At 68.3% G+C, this 14,681-nt stretch carries 13 protein-coding genes and 2 pseudogenes; 7 read left to right on the top strand and 8 right to left on the bottom strand.

Annotated features, from left to right (window positions below):
• Nucleotides 1-219: 219 nt before the first annotated feature.
• A complete protein-coding gene (locus ABEA24_RS26480) occupies nt 220-891 on the top strand; it encodes a GntR family transcriptional regulator (protein ID WP_345433761.1) in 672 nt (223 codons plus the stop codon).
• Nucleotides 892-938: 47 nt separating this feature from the next.
• Nucleotides 939-1,976: a hypothetical protein gene (locus tag ABEA24_RS26475; protein ID WP_345433760.1), complete on the top strand. Its 1,038-nt coding sequence runs from the start codon at nt 939-941 to the stop codon at nt 1,974-1,976.
• 7 nt (nt 1,977-1,983) lie between these two features.
• Here the strand turns inward: ABEA24_RS26475 and ABEA24_RS26470 are convergent, their stop codons facing one another.
• A complete protein-coding gene (locus ABEA24_RS26470) occupies nt 1,984-2,814 on the bottom strand; it encodes an AraC family transcriptional regulator (protein ID WP_345433759.1) in 831 nt (276 codons plus the stop codon).
• Nucleotides 2,815-2,907: 93 nt separating this feature from the next.
• On the opposite strand from ABEA24_RS26470, the gene ABEA24_RS26465 reads away from it, so the two are divergent.
• From ABEA24_RS26465 to ABEA24_RS26455, 3 genes are all read left to right on the top strand, one after another.
• Nucleotides 2,908-4,323 carry a pyridoxal phosphate-dependent decarboxylase family protein gene (locus ABEA24_RS26465; RefSeq protein ID WP_345433758.1) on the top strand — a complete coding sequence of 472 codons (1,416 nt, stop codon included), beginning with the start codon at nt 2,908-2,910 and terminating at the stop codon, nt 4,321-4,323.
• A 110-nt stretch (nt 4,324-4,433) separates the two neighbouring features.
• A complete protein-coding gene (locus ABEA24_RS26460; RefSeq protein ID WP_345433757.1) occupies nt 4,434-5,291 on the top strand; it encodes a hypothetical protein in 858 nt (285 codons plus the stop codon).
• Between the two features lie 49 nt (nt 5,292-5,340).
• Nucleotides 5,341-6,099, top strand: coding sequence for a methyltransferase domain-containing protein (locus tag ABEA24_RS26455; protein WP_345433756.1), 759 nt, complete (start codon nt 5,341-5,343; stop codon nt 6,097-6,099).
• A 45-nt stretch (nt 6,100-6,144) separates the two neighbouring features.
• Here the strand turns inward: ABEA24_RS26455 and ABEA24_RS26450 are convergent.
• The 3 genes and pseudogenes from ABEA24_RS26450 to ABEA24_RS26440 all read right to left on the bottom strand — a co-directional run bounded on the left by ABEA24_RS26450 (nt 6,145) and on the right by ABEA24_RS26440 (nt 9,302).
• Nucleotides 6,145-6,860, bottom strand: a pseudogene (locus ABEA24_RS26450) (SAM-dependent methyltransferase).
• A 108-nt stretch (nt 6,861-6,968) separates the two neighbouring features.
• Entirely contained in the window at nt 6,969-8,195 is a 1,227-nt protein-coding gene (locus ABEA24_RS26445; RefSeq protein ID WP_345433755.1) for a site-specific integrase, read from the bottom strand.
• 699 nt (nt 8,196-8,894) lie between these two features.
• On the bottom strand, nt 8,895-9,302 hold the full coding sequence (locus tag ABEA24_RS26440; protein ID WP_345433754.1) for an ATP-binding protein: 408 nt from the start codon (nt 9,300-9,302) through the stop codon (nt 8,895-8,897).
• Between the two features lie 117 nt (nt 9,303-9,419).
• Between ABEA24_RS26440 and ABEA24_RS26435 the strand changes: the two genes are divergently transcribed.
• Together ABEA24_RS26435 and ABEA24_RS26430 are read left to right on the top strand one after the other, a co-directional pair.
• The gene (locus tag ABEA24_RS26435) at nt 9,420-10,232 is read left to right on the top strand and encodes a helix-turn-helix domain-containing protein (RefSeq protein ID WP_345433753.1); all 813 of its coding nucleotides are present in this window, start codon (nt 9,420-9,422) and stop codon (nt 10,230-10,232) included.
• On the top strand, nt 10,229-10,330 hold the full coding sequence (locus ABEA24_RS26430) for a DUF397 domain-containing protein (protein ID WP_345433752.1): 102 nt from the start codon (nt 10,229-10,231) through the stop codon (nt 10,328-10,330). The genes ABEA24_RS26435 and ABEA24_RS26430 overlap by 4 nt, the downstream gene beginning before the upstream one ends.
• Before the next feature lie 410 nt (nt 10,331-10,740).
• Here ABEA24_RS26430 and ABEA24_RS26425 read toward each other — a convergent pair whose 3' ends face one another.
• The 4 genes and pseudogenes from ABEA24_RS26425 to ABEA24_RS26410 form a co-directional block, all read right to left on the bottom strand.
• Nucleotides 10,741-11,574 carry an alpha/beta hydrolase fold domain-containing protein gene (locus tag ABEA24_RS26425; protein ID WP_345433751.1) on the bottom strand — a complete coding sequence of 278 codons (834 nt, stop codon included), beginning with the start codon at nt 11,572-11,574 and terminating at the stop codon, nt 10,741-10,743.
• 744 nt (nt 11,575-12,318) lie between these two features.
• A pseudogene (locus tag ABEA24_RS26420) lies at nt 12,319-12,420 on the bottom strand (SAM-dependent methyltransferase); the annotation flags it as partial.
• Between the two features lie 207 nt (nt 12,421-12,627).
• Nucleotides 12,628-13,194 (bottom strand): phospholipid scramblase-related protein, encoded by a 567-nt coding sequence (locus ABEA24_RS26415; RefSeq protein ID WP_345433749.1) that lies wholly within the window; start codon nt 13,192-13,194, stop codon nt 12,628-12,630.
• Between the two features lie 131 nt (nt 13,195-13,325).
• On the bottom strand, nt 13,326-14,597 hold the full coding sequence (locus ABEA24_RS26410) for an ATP-grasp domain-containing protein (RefSeq protein WP_345433748.1): 1,272 nt from the start codon (nt 14,595-14,597) through the stop codon (nt 13,326-13,328).
• Nucleotides 14,598-14,681 lie beyond the last annotated feature (84 nt).

Here is a 14,681-nt window from a genome sequence, read left to right as displayed (position 1 = left end):
CGTCACGTGAGCCCCTCCCCGCCCGCCGCGCCGTCGCGGCCGGCTCGCCCGAGCCGGCCGCGACGGCGCGGCGGCGATCGGATGTGGCCAGGGGCCGGCGGGCGGGTGCCGCGCGCGGAGGCATCCGTGGCGGCGCGGGTGCCGGAGGCCGTGCACCGGTACCGGCACGGGCCTGGGAGGATCGTCTCGTCGCCGGGGCCGTCGTAGGAAGGACGGGGCATGAGTGAGCTGAACCTGCCGCAGCTGGGGGCGCGGCCGAACGTCCGCGAGCAGATCGCGCAGGCGTTGCGTGCCTCGCTCGTGGCCGGGGAGATGCGGCCGGGCGTCGTGTACTCCGCGCCGGCGCTGGCCGAGCGGTTCGGCGTCTCGCCCACACCTGTCCGCGAGGCGATGCTCGACCTCGTCAAGGAGGGCCTGGTCAGCGTGGTCCGGAACAAGGGCTTCCGGGTCACCGAGCTGTCCGACCGCGACCTCGACGACATCACCGAGATCCGCGCGCTGATCGAGGTGCCGACGGTGGGCCGGGTCGCCGCGTCCCCCGCCGGGGTCGAGAAGCTGCGCCCGCTCGCCGAGGCCATCGTGGACGCCGCCGAACGCCGCGACATCCTCGCCTACATCGAGGCCGACCAGACCTTCCACCTGGAGCTGCTCGCCCTGGCGGGCAACGCGCAGCTCGTCGATGTCGTGAAGGAGCTGCGTCACCGCTCCCGGCTGTACGGCGTGCCTAAGCTGGCCGAGCGCGGCGAACTGCTGCCCTCGGCGCGGGAGCACCTCGACCTGCTCGACGTCGTGGCCCGCGGCGACGCCGAGGGCGCCGAGGCGCTGATGCGCCACCACCTGCGCCACGTCCGCGGCATCTGGGCCGGCCCCGCCAAGACGATGGGCGACTGACCGATACCGGGTCATCTGGCGACGGGCTCTCTCAAGGGGATCGGATCGTGAAGGTAGGTCAGGCACGCGCCGCCGCGGCCCGGTGGGTCGCCGAGCATGCACACGTCGAGGCCGGCTTCCGCGGCGCGTATTTCAGTGGCTCCACGGTCGGGCTGCCCGATGACGCCGAGCTTCCGCCCTCCTCCGACGTCGACATCGTCGTCGTCATCGCCCGGGACGACCCGCCCGCCAAGCTCGGGAAGTTCCGCTACGAGGGCGCCCTGCTGGAGGTCAGCCACCTGTCCTGGGCGCAGTTGTCCAGCCCCGACGACGTCCTCGCCTCCTACCACCTGGCCGGCGGCTTCCGGGCTGACACGATCATCGACGACCCCACCGGCCGGCTGCGCGCCCTGCATGCCTACGTCGCCGACAGGTTCGCGGCTGAACCCTGGGTCCGCCGCCGGTGCCAGGACGCCCGGCACCGGATCGAGCACCGCCTCGCGGCGATCGACACCTCGGCACCGTTCCACGAGCAGGTGAACGCCTGGCTGTTCTCCACCGGTGTCACCACCCACGTGCTGCTGGTCGCCGCCCTGCGCAATCCGACCATCCGCCTTCGCTACCTGGCCGCACGCCGGGTCCTGGCCCACTATGGCGAGCTCGGCGTGTACCCCGAGTTGCTGGAGCTCTTGGGCTGCCGGGACCTGCCGGCGGACCGCGTCCGGCACCACCTGAGCGAACTGGCCACGACCTTCGACGCCACCGCCCGCGTCGCGAAGACGCCGTTTCCCTTCAGCAGCGACATCGCTCCCGACGCCCGGCCGATCGTCATCGACGGAAGCCGGGACCTCATCGACTCCGGCGATCACCGCGAAGCCGTCTTCTGGATCATCGCGACGTTCGCCCGGTGTCACACCATCCTGGCCGCGGACGCGCCAGAGCTGCACCGGGAGCTGGCTCCGGCGTTCCGGGCGGCCGTCGCCGACCTCGGCATCACCTCCGCCGGCGACCTGGCCCACCGCACCGCCCAGGTCATCCGATACCTCCCCGCGCTCTGGCAGACCACCGAGGCCATCCTGGCCGCCAACCCCGACATCACCGCATAGGTGGCCGTCAGGCGGTGACGCCCTTGGCGTACCGGCCGGGAGTCAGGCCCATGATGCGCTTGAACGTCCGGGTCAGGTGCGCCTGATCGTAGAAGCCGGCCTCCAGGGCGGCCTGGGCGACCGGCATCCCGGCTCTCAGCAGCGACTTGGCGCGCCGTACGCGTACCTGCGTCTGGAACGCGTGCGGCGTCATGCCCACGGTCTCGTGGAACACGCGGCACAGATGGAACACGCTGAGACCGGCGAACCCCGACAACGCTCGGAGGGAGACGCTCTCCTCGGCGTGCTCCTCCAGATACTCCCTGCTGAGCCGAACCCCTCGAGGTTCCCGGCCGGGAGCACGGGGAGCCCGCGGCGGTGCGGCGTGGCGGCCGACGAGCAGGACGAATGCCTCGGCCAGCAGCACCTCCCGTTCGAGCAGACTGGATCCGGGTGATTCGGAGAGGCGGTGGAAGCGCCGCAGCCTGGCCGCGATGCCGTGATCACGGATGATCTCCGCGCGGAACTCGGGGACCGCAGGCCCGCGCCCGGGGAACTCCGCCGCCATCTCGCGCAGGAGCTCCGTGCGCGGGTACAGGGCCCGGTACGTCCACGAGCCTTCGTCCGGGGGACCACCGGCGTGGTTCTCCTCAGGGTTCAGCACGATCACGTCGCCCGGGGTGATGACGTGCCGGTCGCCCCGGTAGGTGGGCGTGGAGACGCCCGCCTCGGTGAGCGCGATGAAGAACTCCTCGTGCGCGTGCGGCCGGAAGGCGAACTCGCTGATGGTGGCCTTGAACAGCTCCAGGCCGCCGAGGTCCGCCGCCCACCACATCCGCGCGTCGGACGTCGTCGCCATGGAGCCATTCTGGACGAGAGCAATCCTGTACAAGAACGCGGGCCCCGCTCCCTCCTAGCGTCCGGTGACATCCACGGATTCTGGGAGGAACAGGTGGACACATCCCCTAAGACGGTGCTGGCCCGCACGGCCGAGATCGCGATCGACTGGCTGGAGACGCTGGAGCAGCGGCCGGCCGGGGCAACGGCGGACGTGGCGGAGTTGCGGGCCCGGCTCGGCGGGCTGCTGCCGCGCGACGGCGTCGACCCCGTGACGGTGGTGGAAGAGCTGGCCCGCGCGGCCGAGCCGGGGCTGGTGGCCATCCCCTCGGGCCGCTACTTCGGATTCGTGATCGGCGGTGGGCTTCCGGCGGCCGTGGCGGCCGACTGGCTCACTTCCGTCTGGGACCAGTGTCCCGCGCTGTACGCGTGCGGCCCGGCCGCGACCGTCGCCGAGGAGGTGGCGGGTGCCTGGCTCGGGCAACTGCTCGGGCTGCCGCCGCACGCCTCGTTCGCCTTCGTGTCCGGCTGCCAGATGGCGCACCTGACCTGCCTGGCGGCGGCGCGGCACCACGTTCTGCACGCGGTGGGCTGGGACGTCGAGGAACGCGGGCTGAACGGCGCACCGCCGATCCGCGTGCTGGTGGGCGAACGGCGGCACGCCAGCGTCGACCGCGGCCTCCGGTGGCTGGGCGTCGGGCAGGCGTCGCTGACGGTCGTGCCGGCCGACGGTTCCGCCCGGATGGACGTCACCCGGCTGCGCGCGGCACTGGCCGACGGTGACGGCCCGGCGATCGTCTGCGCCCAGGCAGGTGAGATCAACACCGGCGCCTTCGACGATCTCGACGCGATCGCCGACGTGACGGCCGAGGCCGGGGCGTGGCTGCACGTCGACGGGGCGTTCGGCCTGTGGGCCGCCGCCGCCCCCCGCTTTCGCCATCTGGTCCACGGCGTGCAACGGGCCGACTCGTGGGCCTTCGACGCCCACAAGTGGCTGAACGTCCCCTACGACTCCGGCATGGCGTACTGCGCCCACCCCGATTCCCACCACGCCGCGATGAGCGTCACCGCCGACTATCTGATTCAGGGCGGCCCAGGGCAGCCCCGCGAACCCATGGACTGGACACCCGCCTTCTCGCGCCGCGCCCGCGGGTTCGCCGTGTACGCGGCGCTGCGCTCCCTCGGGCGGCAAGGCGTCGCGGACATGGTGGAACGCGCCTGCGACCATGCCCGGTCGTTCGCCGAAGGCCTGGCGGCCGTCCCCGGCTGCCAGGTGCTGAACGACGTCGTGATCAACCAGGTGCTCTTCCGGTTCGAGGACGACGAGACCACCGATTCGGTCCTGCGCCGCGTGGTGGGCGGCGGCGAGGTGTGGCTGAGCGGGACGACGTTCGACGGCCACCGGGCCATTCGCCTGTCCGTCTCCAACTGGCAGACCACCGACCGTGACATCGCCCGTGCCCTCGACGCGTTCCGCGAGGCCGCGTCCCATGCGGGTGCTGGACGCGGCGGCGTACTCCCGGGGGAGTAGGCGTCCCACCGGCGGCCTACCGTCGTCGGTGCAGCCTCGCTGCCTCTTCCCGCCCGATGACCGGGCCTGAGCCGTCCGACGATGCTTCGGGGGACTAAGAGGAGGCTGACATGACGATCCCGCCGACCGCCCGGACGAGAACGGTGGCCGTACACGGTGCCGAGGAGGCGGCCCACGGCACGGCCGGTGCCCTCACGCAGGTGTTCGCCGATCGGGCACGGGGCCGCTGGGCGGGTCTTCGCGGGATCGAGCGGGCCTGCCTCCTCGTCGGGGCCGTGCTGATCGCCTCCGGCGTCTTCCACTTCGGGGTGTTCCTCGTCCGGGGCGGGCCGTGGGAGGGGCCGGTGTCCTGGCGCAAGCCGACGACGTTCGGCCTGTCGTTCGGCCTGACCCTGATCTCGATCACGTGGGTCGCGTCGTACCTGACGTTGCGCCCGCGCGTACGGGCCTGGCTTCTCGGCGTCTTCGCGGCCGACTGCGTGCTGGAGGTCGCCGGCATCACGGTGCAGGCCTGGCGGCACGTCCCGTCGCACTTCAACACCGAGACGCCGCTGAGCACGGCTATCGCGATGAGCCTCGCCTTCGGCGGAGCGGTCCTCATCGCCGTGCTCGGCACCCTGGCGGTCGTGGCGTTCCGGGGCCGGACGAGCGGCCCGGCGGATCTGCGGCTGGCGCTGCGGGCGGGCTTCGGGCTGCTGATGGCAGGCCTGGCGACCGGCGCGGCGATGATCGCCAAGGGCGAGGTCCTGATCCGGTCGGGGCACCGGCAGGAGGCGTACGAGACCGCCGGATCGCTGAAGTGGGTGCACGGCATCACCCTGCACGCGGTCCTCGTCCTGCCCGCCCTCGCGGTGCTGCTCAGCGCCCTGGGCTGGGCGCCGCGACGCCGGTCCAGGGCGGTCGCGATCGCCGCCGCCCTGTACGTGGCGGCCGCCCTCACCGCCCTGGTGATCTCTCTCGTCCGGTGACGTCGTGCCGCTTGACTTCAAGTCGGCTTGAAGCAGCAGGATGCCGCGCATGTCCACGGAACAGTCATTCGACATCGACACCCTCATCCGCCGTCTCGACACGGCCGACGCCATGCCCGGCGCGGCCGACCTGCGGGCCCGCTCGTACGAGCTCCTCCAGCCGATCACGGGCGCGCTCGTCGTCGACGTGGGGTGCGGCGCGGGCCGCGCCGTCGCGGAGCTGACCGAGCGCGGGGCGAAGGCGGTCGGCGTCGACGCCAGTGAGCGGATGGTGGCGGTGGCGCGGCGGCGGTGGCCCGGAGCCGACGTCCGCCTCGCGGACGCCTACGAGCTGCCGTTCGGCGACGGCGAACTCGCGGGGTATCGGGCGGACAAGGTCTACCACGAGCTCGACGACCCGGACCGCGCCGCCGCCGAGGCCCGGCGGGTGCTCGCGCCCGGCGGGCGCGTCGTGCTCATCGGCCAGGACTGGGACGCCTTCATCATCGAATCCGCCGACCCGGCGCTCACCCGGACCATCGCGCAGGCGCGGTCCGCCACGATCCCCGCCCCGCGCGTGGCCCGCCGCTATCGGAACCTGCTGCTGGACGCCGGATTCGCGGACGTCACCGTCGAGGTACGGGCCGCGGTGTTCACCGGCACGGCGATGCTGCCGATGCTCGAAGGGCTCGCCGAGGCGGCGAAGACGACGGGCGCGGTCGCGGGGGAGCAGGCCGACGCCTGGATCGCCGAGCAGACCGAACGCGCCCGGACGGACCGGATGCTCCTCGCGGTCCCGCTGTTCGTGGCGGCCGCCCGGAGACGCTGAGGCGTCGTTGCCCAGGCCGTCCGGAGCCCCTGAGGTGTCGCGCGATCACCGGCGTTTGCGGGCGACTCCGCAGAAGAGGTCGACCTCCTCGGGCGCGCCCCACGGCTCGGCCTCGGGCCGCCATCGCGAGCAGGACACGATGCCCGGCTCCAGCAGGTCCATCCCGTCGAAGAACCCCGCGATCTGCTCGGGCGTGCGCTGGGTGAGCTTGGGCGTGCCGAAGCGGTTCCAGTACTCCACGGCGGCGTCCATCGCCGGGCCGTACGTGGTGTGGGAGACGGCCAGGTGGCTGCCGGCCGGTACGGCGTCCACGAGCCGCCGTACGATCGCGTTCGCCTCGTCGAGGTCGCCGATGAAGTTGACGATGCCCAGCAGCATGACCGCGATCGGGCGGTCGAAGTCGAGGGTCTTGCCGGCGGCGGTCAGGATCGCGTCCGGGTCGTGCAGGTCGGCGTCGATGTAGTCGGTGGTGCCCTCGGGGGTGCTCTGAGCAGGGCCTGGGCGTGGACGAGCACGAGAGGGTCGTTGTCGGCGTACACGATCCGGGACTCGGGCGCGACCCGCTGGGCGACCTCATGGGTGTTGTCGACGGTGGGCAGTCCGGTGCCGATGTCGAGGAACTGGCGGATCCCCGCCTCCTCCGCGAGGTACCGCACGGCGCGGCCGAGGAAGGCCCGGTCGGCCAGCGCGTACGTGATGATGCCGGGATGGAGCCGCTTGATCTCGTCGCCGACCTGGCGGTCCACCGGGTAGTTGTCCATGTGTCCCGTTGACGCGGCATGACCGTGTTTCCGCAGGTAGAAGGCTTGCCCTACGTGGAGGTAGCCGGACCGCGTCATCACTTTGTCACCTCACTGCGTTTATGCAGGTCAGACGCTTGCTGGTACGCCCGCCGCGCCGTCGTCCGGTTCATCGCCGGAGAAGGCGTCATCGATGGCGGAACGGGTCCGGTCATCTTCGGTGGGCAGGAGATGCCCGTAGATGTCGGAGGTGACTTGGATGGACCCGTGCCCCATGCGCCGTTGAAGCGCGGTCAGTGACGTTCCTGCGGCGATCTGGAGGGAGGCGTAGGTGTGGCGGAGCGTGTGGAAGGTGACCGCGTCCGGCAGGCCCGCACGAGCCCGAGCGAGCTGCATGGCGCGGGACATATCACGGTGGTTGCCCGCTTTGCCGTTCGCCCGCGTGAACACCAGTTCCGCGCCGTGAACCGTTGAGCCGTCCGTGTGGGCGATATCTTGACGCCTCGGAGGGAAGTCCGCCCGACGCTTGATCAGCGCGTCAGCGACCATGTCAGGCAGGGGAACGACCCGCTTGGAACGCTTGGTTTTCGGCAGCCCGAACATGCCCCGAGGAGTGATCTGCCGGTCGACCTTGACCGTGCGCGCGTCCAGGTCGACCCGATCCCAGGTCAGCCCCAGCACTTCGGAGACCCGCAGGCCGACACCGGCCGCCAGCAGGACCGCCGCCCGGTACCGCTCCGGTATCCCGGAAGCCAGCGCCCGCACTTGAGCGACGGTCAGCACCTCCACCTCTTTGTCGGGGATCTCGGGCAGGGTGATCTCAACGCACGGGGATGCCGTGATCTTCTTGTCGAGCAGGTGAGCGGCCCGGAAGACCGCCGCCACCGTCACGTACACCGATGCGACGGTACGGGGAGCGAGACCGCCCGTGTGGATCTTGGTGACGAACGCTTGGATGTCCGCGCGGGTAACCGCCCGCAGTTGCCGCCCGCCCAGCACCGGAAGAATGTACAGCCGTAGGTGCCGTTCGTAATTGGCGTAGGTGCTATCCCGCTTGACCCGCGCCCGCGCCAGCCAGGCGGCCGCGTATTCGGCCAGGGACACCATGCCCGCTTTAGCGTCGATCAGCAGGCCCTCATCCCGCTGACGCCGGATTCTGTTCCGGAATCCCTGGGCTTCCTTGAGCGTGCCGAAGGTCTCGGATGTTTGCTTGCCGTTCGCGTCGCGATAAGGGACCTTGTAAGCGAAGACGTCTTTACCGGCCCGCTTCGATTCCCGCTTGAGGAGGACCTTACGGATTCCGTCCCGCATTTCGTCTGTCATGACACTCCGTTCCTTGTTGACGCCTGTTGACACAATTCTCTGCCGATTTCTGCAGGTCATCAATAGGAAGGGGTCTCTATTGCCATGCCAGAATCGGCCAATTTGTGGCCGTGGAATTGTTGACGGTGCGGAGGGTGGCCCGCCCACCCACCCGTAGGGCTGAGCGTGGGTGCGCCACTGCCTGCCTGGGCTTTCTTGAAGTGGTGCCGCTTCGCGGCGCGCCCTGCCTGTGCGGCCCTGTCACCGCGCCGCACGCGCCGTCGCGCTGGCCACGCAGGGTCACGCGGATCTCTGCCAGGTCGAACGTCAACGTTAAGGAGCCGTCTCGTTTGGCGACTCGGTGCGTCGAGCCCGCAGTGTCGCCAAGTAGTCCGCTCTGTCTTGAGCTATCTGTTCCGGCGAAACATCCAACACGCCGTAGCAAATTACGGGCACGCATTCGCCGAGCAATTTCCGCAAGGCATCCAGTTCTCGGGCGTAGCTATCCCTATCCAACGCCTTGCGATCCTCGCAGAAGACCATGGGAATCTCTCTCCCATGAGCCGACGTATCGGGGGTATATGGTTTCGATGCCGCGTATCTCGCTTTCGATTGCGAGCATTGACTTGACCTCGCGCCATCCGATCGGGTAGCGCCAGTTAAGAATCCAGTAGCAGCGCCTTGACGGGTCATATGCAATGATCCACTCGGCGAACTGCGATTTGAGGTGTTCTATGGTGAGAGTTTCGTCGATCACGAATATCTCTCCATCATCGCCCAGACGACCTTTCCACCCGAGACGCTTTTGAACACACCGGAACGGCGCGAGCAATACTTAACGATGGGGATCCCGCGGCCGGTTTCGTCGCCCGGTCCCACGGTTTTCTGTTTGGGTAGGTCGTCTGTGGGGTCGTAGACGTAGATGGCGATCAATTCACCTACCGGGAATAGAGAAATCTCTATCTTTTGCCCCGGGGCGGCGTTGATCGCGTTCGTCGTCAACTCGCTGACGATCAACTCGCCATTGTCGATCGAGTTGGGGCTGCAGCCGTACCGGCGAAGGGTTGCGCGCGCGAAGGCGCGAGCCTTGCTGGCCTGTTCCGGGACGGCGTTGATGGTGAGTGTGTCGGCGCCGATTGGCTCCGTGACCGTCTGACCCATGACCAGCCTCCCGGCTGTATCTTGCGAGGTTCGTAGGGCCAGACTGGACCTGCCGCGTTAATATTGCACTGTTTCGTAGAAACATCAGAAACACATCGAAACACGGAGGGTCAACGGATGAACACCAGGCCGCAACCGGACCCGCTAGCCTCGCTGTGGGCGTTAATCGCCGTTGAGCTGCGGAGACGTCGAGAACAAGCAGGACTCACGGGCACACAACTAGGCCAGAGGATCGGATGCGTCCGCTCGACTGTTTCTCGGATCGAATCGAACACTCTCAAGCTTGATCCGAAACAAGCAGCCCTTGCGGACGAAGCGCTAGAAACCGGCGGTTTGTTCACCCACCTCGTGGTTCACGCGCTCCGGGAGCCGGACGGGCAATGGAGCAAGGAGCATCGCGACATCGAGGCGACAGCCTCAACGATCCGGATCTTCGAGGCGGTGGTCATCCCCGGCTTGCTCCAGACCCCGGAGTACACACACGCCCTCGCGCTCGCCGGTGGCGCTACCGAGGAAGCAGCGCAGGCAGCCGTCGAGGAACGCATGAGCCGACAGGCCATCCTCACCAGGAAGAACCCCCCGCTGCTGTGGGTGATCATCGCCGAGACGGTCCTTGAGTGGCCGGTCGGCGGCCCCGAGGTCATGCGGGAGCAACTGGCACATCTGCTCGAACTCGCAGACAAGCCCAACGTCGGGATTCGGGTAGTCCCCAGGTCAGTCGGGGCCTATATGGGGCTAGATGGTAGTTTCAAGGTACTGTCCAATGCGACCGGCGATGTCGCCTATACAGAGTCACCCGGACAAGGAAGGCTCGTTTATTCACTCGAAGCGCGCCCGTACCTCGACCGCTACGACCGAATAGGGCTCAAAGCCCTAAACGACGACCAGTCCAAAGAGCTTATTCGTAAAAAGATGGAGCTATACCAATGATCGAGCCGTACCGAAAGAGCAGCTACAGCGGCACCCAGCAGGGCAGTGACTGCGTTGAGGTCGGCGTCATCGGCCGGAACGACACAGAAGCCGAGTGACACAGCCTTCGCCGATGCGAAGGCCAGTACCCGCCCGTATGGTCTGCCCAGACGGCGCGCGATGCGCGAGCGGCCAGCCAAGGGCTATATCCGGCGTGTGAGGATTTTCCCTACAGGGTCAAGGCGCGCCACAGGCGCGCAACCTGCGAGGACGGCGACGCCGGCAGACTTCGCTTCGCTCGCCCCTACGGGGTGGCCTACGGCCATCAACCGGCCTCACCTCCCGTAGTCAGAGAACGGCCGGGCGGGAATCGGCAGGGCCGCCGGAATCCGGGCTGCGGGCGGCGCTCCGCGCCGTCCTCGCCCGTCCCGGCGGCCTGCCACCCCGCCCTCCGTCCCAGACACGAACCGCAGCCCGACCGCCGCGCCAGCGTCCGTAGGACCGGCTCAGGCCCTGTACAAACGCTCGTTCACTCCACCCGTAGCGCTGTTGAGAGGAAGTCAACGCTGGCTTTGACCAGCGGGCGATGGTCAACACCCTCGAAAACGTGATCGGCATTATCAATAGGCGTAAATCGAGCGTTCGCACCTGCGCGGTCGTAGGCATCGGCGAGCATCCTGCTCTGATCGACCGGAACGAGCCGATCTTCGACGCCATGAATTATCAAAATCGGCGCTGCTCCGGAAGACACGTGCGTGACCGGACTGGCGATGGCGGCGCGCTCCAGCACCGTCTGCACCGGCGCACCGAGCAAGCGGGATACAACTGAGTCGGGAGCATCATAGTCATCGGTCGCCAGCGGATGCGACTGAGCCTGCATACTGGCCAAATGCGCTGGACCGTACCAGTCGACACAGGCCTGAACGGCGCTGCTCACACCCGTCACACCTAGATCGCCCTCAAGGTCCCCGCGATGCCCGGTGACAGCAAGCAGAGCAGCGAGATGCCCACCGGCCGAGTCACCCCAGGCCCCGAATCGACCAGAATCAAGTCCAAGCTCGACCGCGTGGTGACGCAGCCAGCGCACGGCAGCCTTCACGTCGTACAACTGGGCGGGAAAAATCGCCTCTGCGCTGAGTCTGTACTGGACACTGGCGACAGCGATGCCAGCGTCCAGCAGACCGTCTCGGATGAGATCCACCGGAACCGGCGTGGGGTACGGCTTATTGGTCCCACGCATCCAAGCTCCGCCATGGATCCACAAGACCACCGGGACCGGTCCGCCGCCGACGGGCGTTACCAAGTCAAGCAGTAGCGGGCGGAATCCATCCACATGCGCCACGACGGCATCCCGGTAGATCATCCGGTCACCGCGTCTGTCGGCCGACGGCGGACCGTCAAAGCGCCCAGATGCCAGACACCTAGGCCTGAGCGTTCCCGTGTCTTCGGACATTTCTTCTCCGATCAAGCAGGCCAACGGTAGTCGTTCGATCCACTCCCGTAAGCGTTCGGCATCGATCCACAGCAGGATCGATGATCAACCAATCCTTCCGGACCAACAAGATCATCCTGCGGCGGCATTCCCGAACGCTGATCAAAAGGTCAGACGCGAAGCCGACCCGGGAGCGCCGGTTGAGCAACCCGCGAGGCGTCCCAAGCTCACGGCCCAGCCGGGTGGCCCAAAGCGTCCGCCGTCGCGGCTTGCGGCGAGCCTCCTACGGGGGCGCACACTCGGTCATTGCGGGCAGCAGCAAGCCGTGCCCGTTCGCCCCGGCGAGGCTACGCGCCCCCGCCCTCACCGCAAGCCGCGCCGTCGGCCGCCCCGGTCCGCCCTCCCTTACCGTCCCGCCCACCCGCCCAGCTCCCGCGCCGCCTGAGCCGATCCGGCAGCACCCCGCCGTCACGGGTCAACACACCAGATGACGCGCGATGACCAGCCCGCCGCCCTGTCACCACCACGTCATCCGAACGGGCCGGAGCGCACCCCAGCGGACCGGAACGGACACGCACGCCAGGACCCTCAAAACGTCGACTGGCCTGGACAGACACCACCGCACCGGATTGCGCCGGAACGGCCAGGAACGCCCAGGCCAGCCGTAGGTCAGTTGTTGTCCTTGCCGCCGAGCCAGTAGTTCCAGATCCGGGCGGAATGCGGCCGGGACGTGTCGATCTTCGCAGCCGGCCGCGACGGGGAAGTGCCGTCGGTCATCGAGAATCTCCTGGCGCAGTGGTCACGGACATCGATCACACCGTAGGCCTGCACCGTCGCAAACGCGGCTATTTGCGGTAAGTTGCCACATCCGTCGAATTGTGGATCAAGATCACTGATCCGCCGCAATATAGGCTGTATGCCCGCCGTGACTTACGAATCGGAATCATTCCACGAGCGAGGCCGCCGAAAACGCGCCGCAGAACCCTATTCGTACAGTGCCAGGTCGAGCACGATCGTCGTCATGACGATCAGCGTGCGGGCCGGCTCGGGCGCGGGGCCGGAGAACGTCACCTTGTAGTTGTCGGCAGGCGTGAGCCATTCCTTGGGCCCCGCCCAGGTCTTGCTCAGGTGGGCGACCCGCGCGCCCGAGGGCCCGGTGACCCTGAAATGCTTGAGCGACAACTCCCCGACGATCTCCGCCACGACCTGCTCCTGGTCGTCGGTGAGGCTGTAATGGCGGGTGGTCCCGGTCGCGAGGATCCGGCCGACCAGGCCGCCGTCCGGCTGGTGTATCTCGGTGAGCCGCCCGTCCGGATGCCGGGTCAGGAGCAGGATCGGCTCCTCGTCGGCCGCCGTGACCGTGAGGATCCGGGCGCCCGCCGGCGGCGCGGTGGGCAGCGTCGCCTTCAGTATTTGCAGGCGCGTGCGCCTGTCGGTTTCGGTGGCCGACGCCAAGTGGTTGCGCTTGTCGTCAAAGATCTCGTATCTCGCCTGGGTGGGCAGAATTTTCCCAGGCTGCCGCACCCGTACGACCGGGGAATCGAAGAGCACGTCCACACTCATCGATTATGCCTCGTCCATTCGGCCGAGCGGGCCTGCCGCGGCGCACCATCTCGGATATCCCGAGTCGTTCCGTCGTCATAGGGGCGTTCGCGCCGCCGTGTATCCGCGAACCTCAATGTTCAGGATGTGGTGGGGATGTCGTCTCCGTGACCGCGAAGCTCGCTCGCGCGGATCCGCGTGGTGCCGGAAGCGGTCTCGAAAGAGAAGCTCAGCGTGTCACACGCGTCATCCAGGATCTTGAACATGGCCTGGTGGTCGGGAGCCGACCCGGAGATGATGTCGAGGCGTTGGGTCATCACGGTGTCCGTGACCACCTCGCCGGGCTGGATGAGGCGGCGATACGCGGCGATTCCCGGGAGCCTGCGGACTTCCGCGGCCCCATTCGCCGCGGCCAGTTTCGCGGCACGGCGGGGGGCGGGGTTGAAGTACTGGAAGAACACCTCGCCCGTCGCGGGAGCCGGGTGGCGGCCGACGTCTTCTCCGAGCGCGGTCCGTCCGGCCGTCTCCACCAGGTCCAGGCCGAGAGCGCGGAGGTACAACTCGGTGAGATGGCCGCCCACGCGGCCGTTGACCTCGATGATGTGCGGACCATCGTCGGTGAGCTTGATCTCGGTGTGCGTGACTCCCGAATCGACGCCGAGCGCTTCCAGCGCCTTGCCCACGAGATCACGAAGGGCGTCGCATTCGGCCGTCGGCAGGCTGGACGGCCAGAACGCGCCGGTCTCCCGGAACGGCGGGAGCAGCGGATACTTTCCGGTGACCGCGATATGTGACACGCGGCCATGGGAGATCACGCTCTCCACCGACACGTAATCTCCGAACGGGCCGCTCTCCCGGCCTCGCAGGTACTGCTCGAGCACCACGGGGCCGGACTGCTCCCGCATCAGGCGCAGCCCGTCCCTCTCGTCCTCGAGGAGGTAGGTGCTGCGGCTGCCCTCGCCGACCAAGGGCTTGAGGACGGCGGGCAGGCCGACGTCCCGGACGCATCGCGGCCAATCCTCCGGCCTGGTGAGAACGGCACTTCGGATGGGGTCGACGCCGGCGTCCCGGAGGCGTTCACGCTGGCGGAACTTGTCGGTGAGCAGTACGGCCGTGGTCTTCCGGTGACCGGGGAGCCCGAATCGTTCGGTGAGCGCGGCGGTCAGCCGCACTCGGCGTTCGCTGAAGGTCAGGACCGCGTCGGGATCCAGCCGCGCGACCTCTTCGATCGCGGCCGGTTCGGCGTCGGGAAGGGAGACGACCGCGCCGAGTTCACGGAGCAACGGTGCGAGACGGTCGTTGTGGGCCGAGGGCGGCAGGACGAAGGTGACGTCGCCCAGCCGGGCGAGACCGGTGCGGATCTCCATCGGGTTGGCGGACCCCTCGTCGTACACGACGACCAGGTTCGGCATGTCTCCTCCTCTGCGGGCCGCCACCGGCGACGTCGGACCGTATTTGATCACACTGGCACCGCGTGTGTTCCTCTTGATCACGAG

It is taken from the genome of Actinoallomurus vinaceus, assembly GCF_039542055.1.
GTDB classification, from domain to species: Bacteria; Actinomycetota; Actinomycetes; order Streptosporangiales; family Streptosporangiaceae; genus Actinoallomurus; species Actinoallomurus vinaceus.
Note: the sequence above shows the minus strand (reverse complement) of the source record. Positions and strands in the feature narration are given on the sequence as shown.

Bases quoted from the DNA above. Each gene is read 5' to 3' on its own strand.
- ABEA24_RS26480 (WP_345433761.1), top strand. From the start codon at position 220: ATGAGTGAGCTGAACCTGCCGCAGCTGGGGGCGCGGCCGAACGTCCGC.
- ABEA24_RS26470 (WP_345433759.1), bottom strand. From the start codon at position 2,814: ATGGCGACGACGTCCGACGCGCGGATGTGGTGGGCGGCGGACCTCGGC.
- ABEA24_RS26460 (WP_345433757.1), top strand. From the start codon at position 4,434: ATGACGATCCCGCCGACCGCCCGGACGAGAACGGTGGCCGTACACGGT.
- ABEA24_RS26455 (WP_345433756.1), top strand. From the start codon at position 5,341: ATGTCCACGGAACAGTCATTCGACATCGACACCCTCATCCGCCGTCTC.
- ABEA24_RS26440 (WP_345433754.1), bottom strand. From the start codon at position 9,302: ATGGGTCAGACGGTCACGGAGCCAATCGGCGCCGACACACTCACCATC.
- ABEA24_RS26435 (WP_345433753.1), top strand. From the start codon at position 9,420: ATGAACACCAGGCCGCAACCGGACCCGCTAGCCTCGCTGTGGGCGTTA.
- ABEA24_RS26430 (WP_345433752.1), top strand. From the start codon at position 10,229: ATGATCGAGCCGTACCGAAAGAGCAGCTACAGCGGCACCCAGCAGGGC.
- ABEA24_RS26425 (WP_345433751.1), bottom strand. From the start codon at position 11,574: ATGATCTACCGGGATGCCGTCGTGGCGCATGTGGATGGATTCCGCCCG.
- ABEA24_RS26410 (WP_345433748.1), bottom strand. From the start codon at position 14,597: ATGCCGAACCTGGTCGTCGTGTACGACGAGGGGTCCGCCAACCCGATG.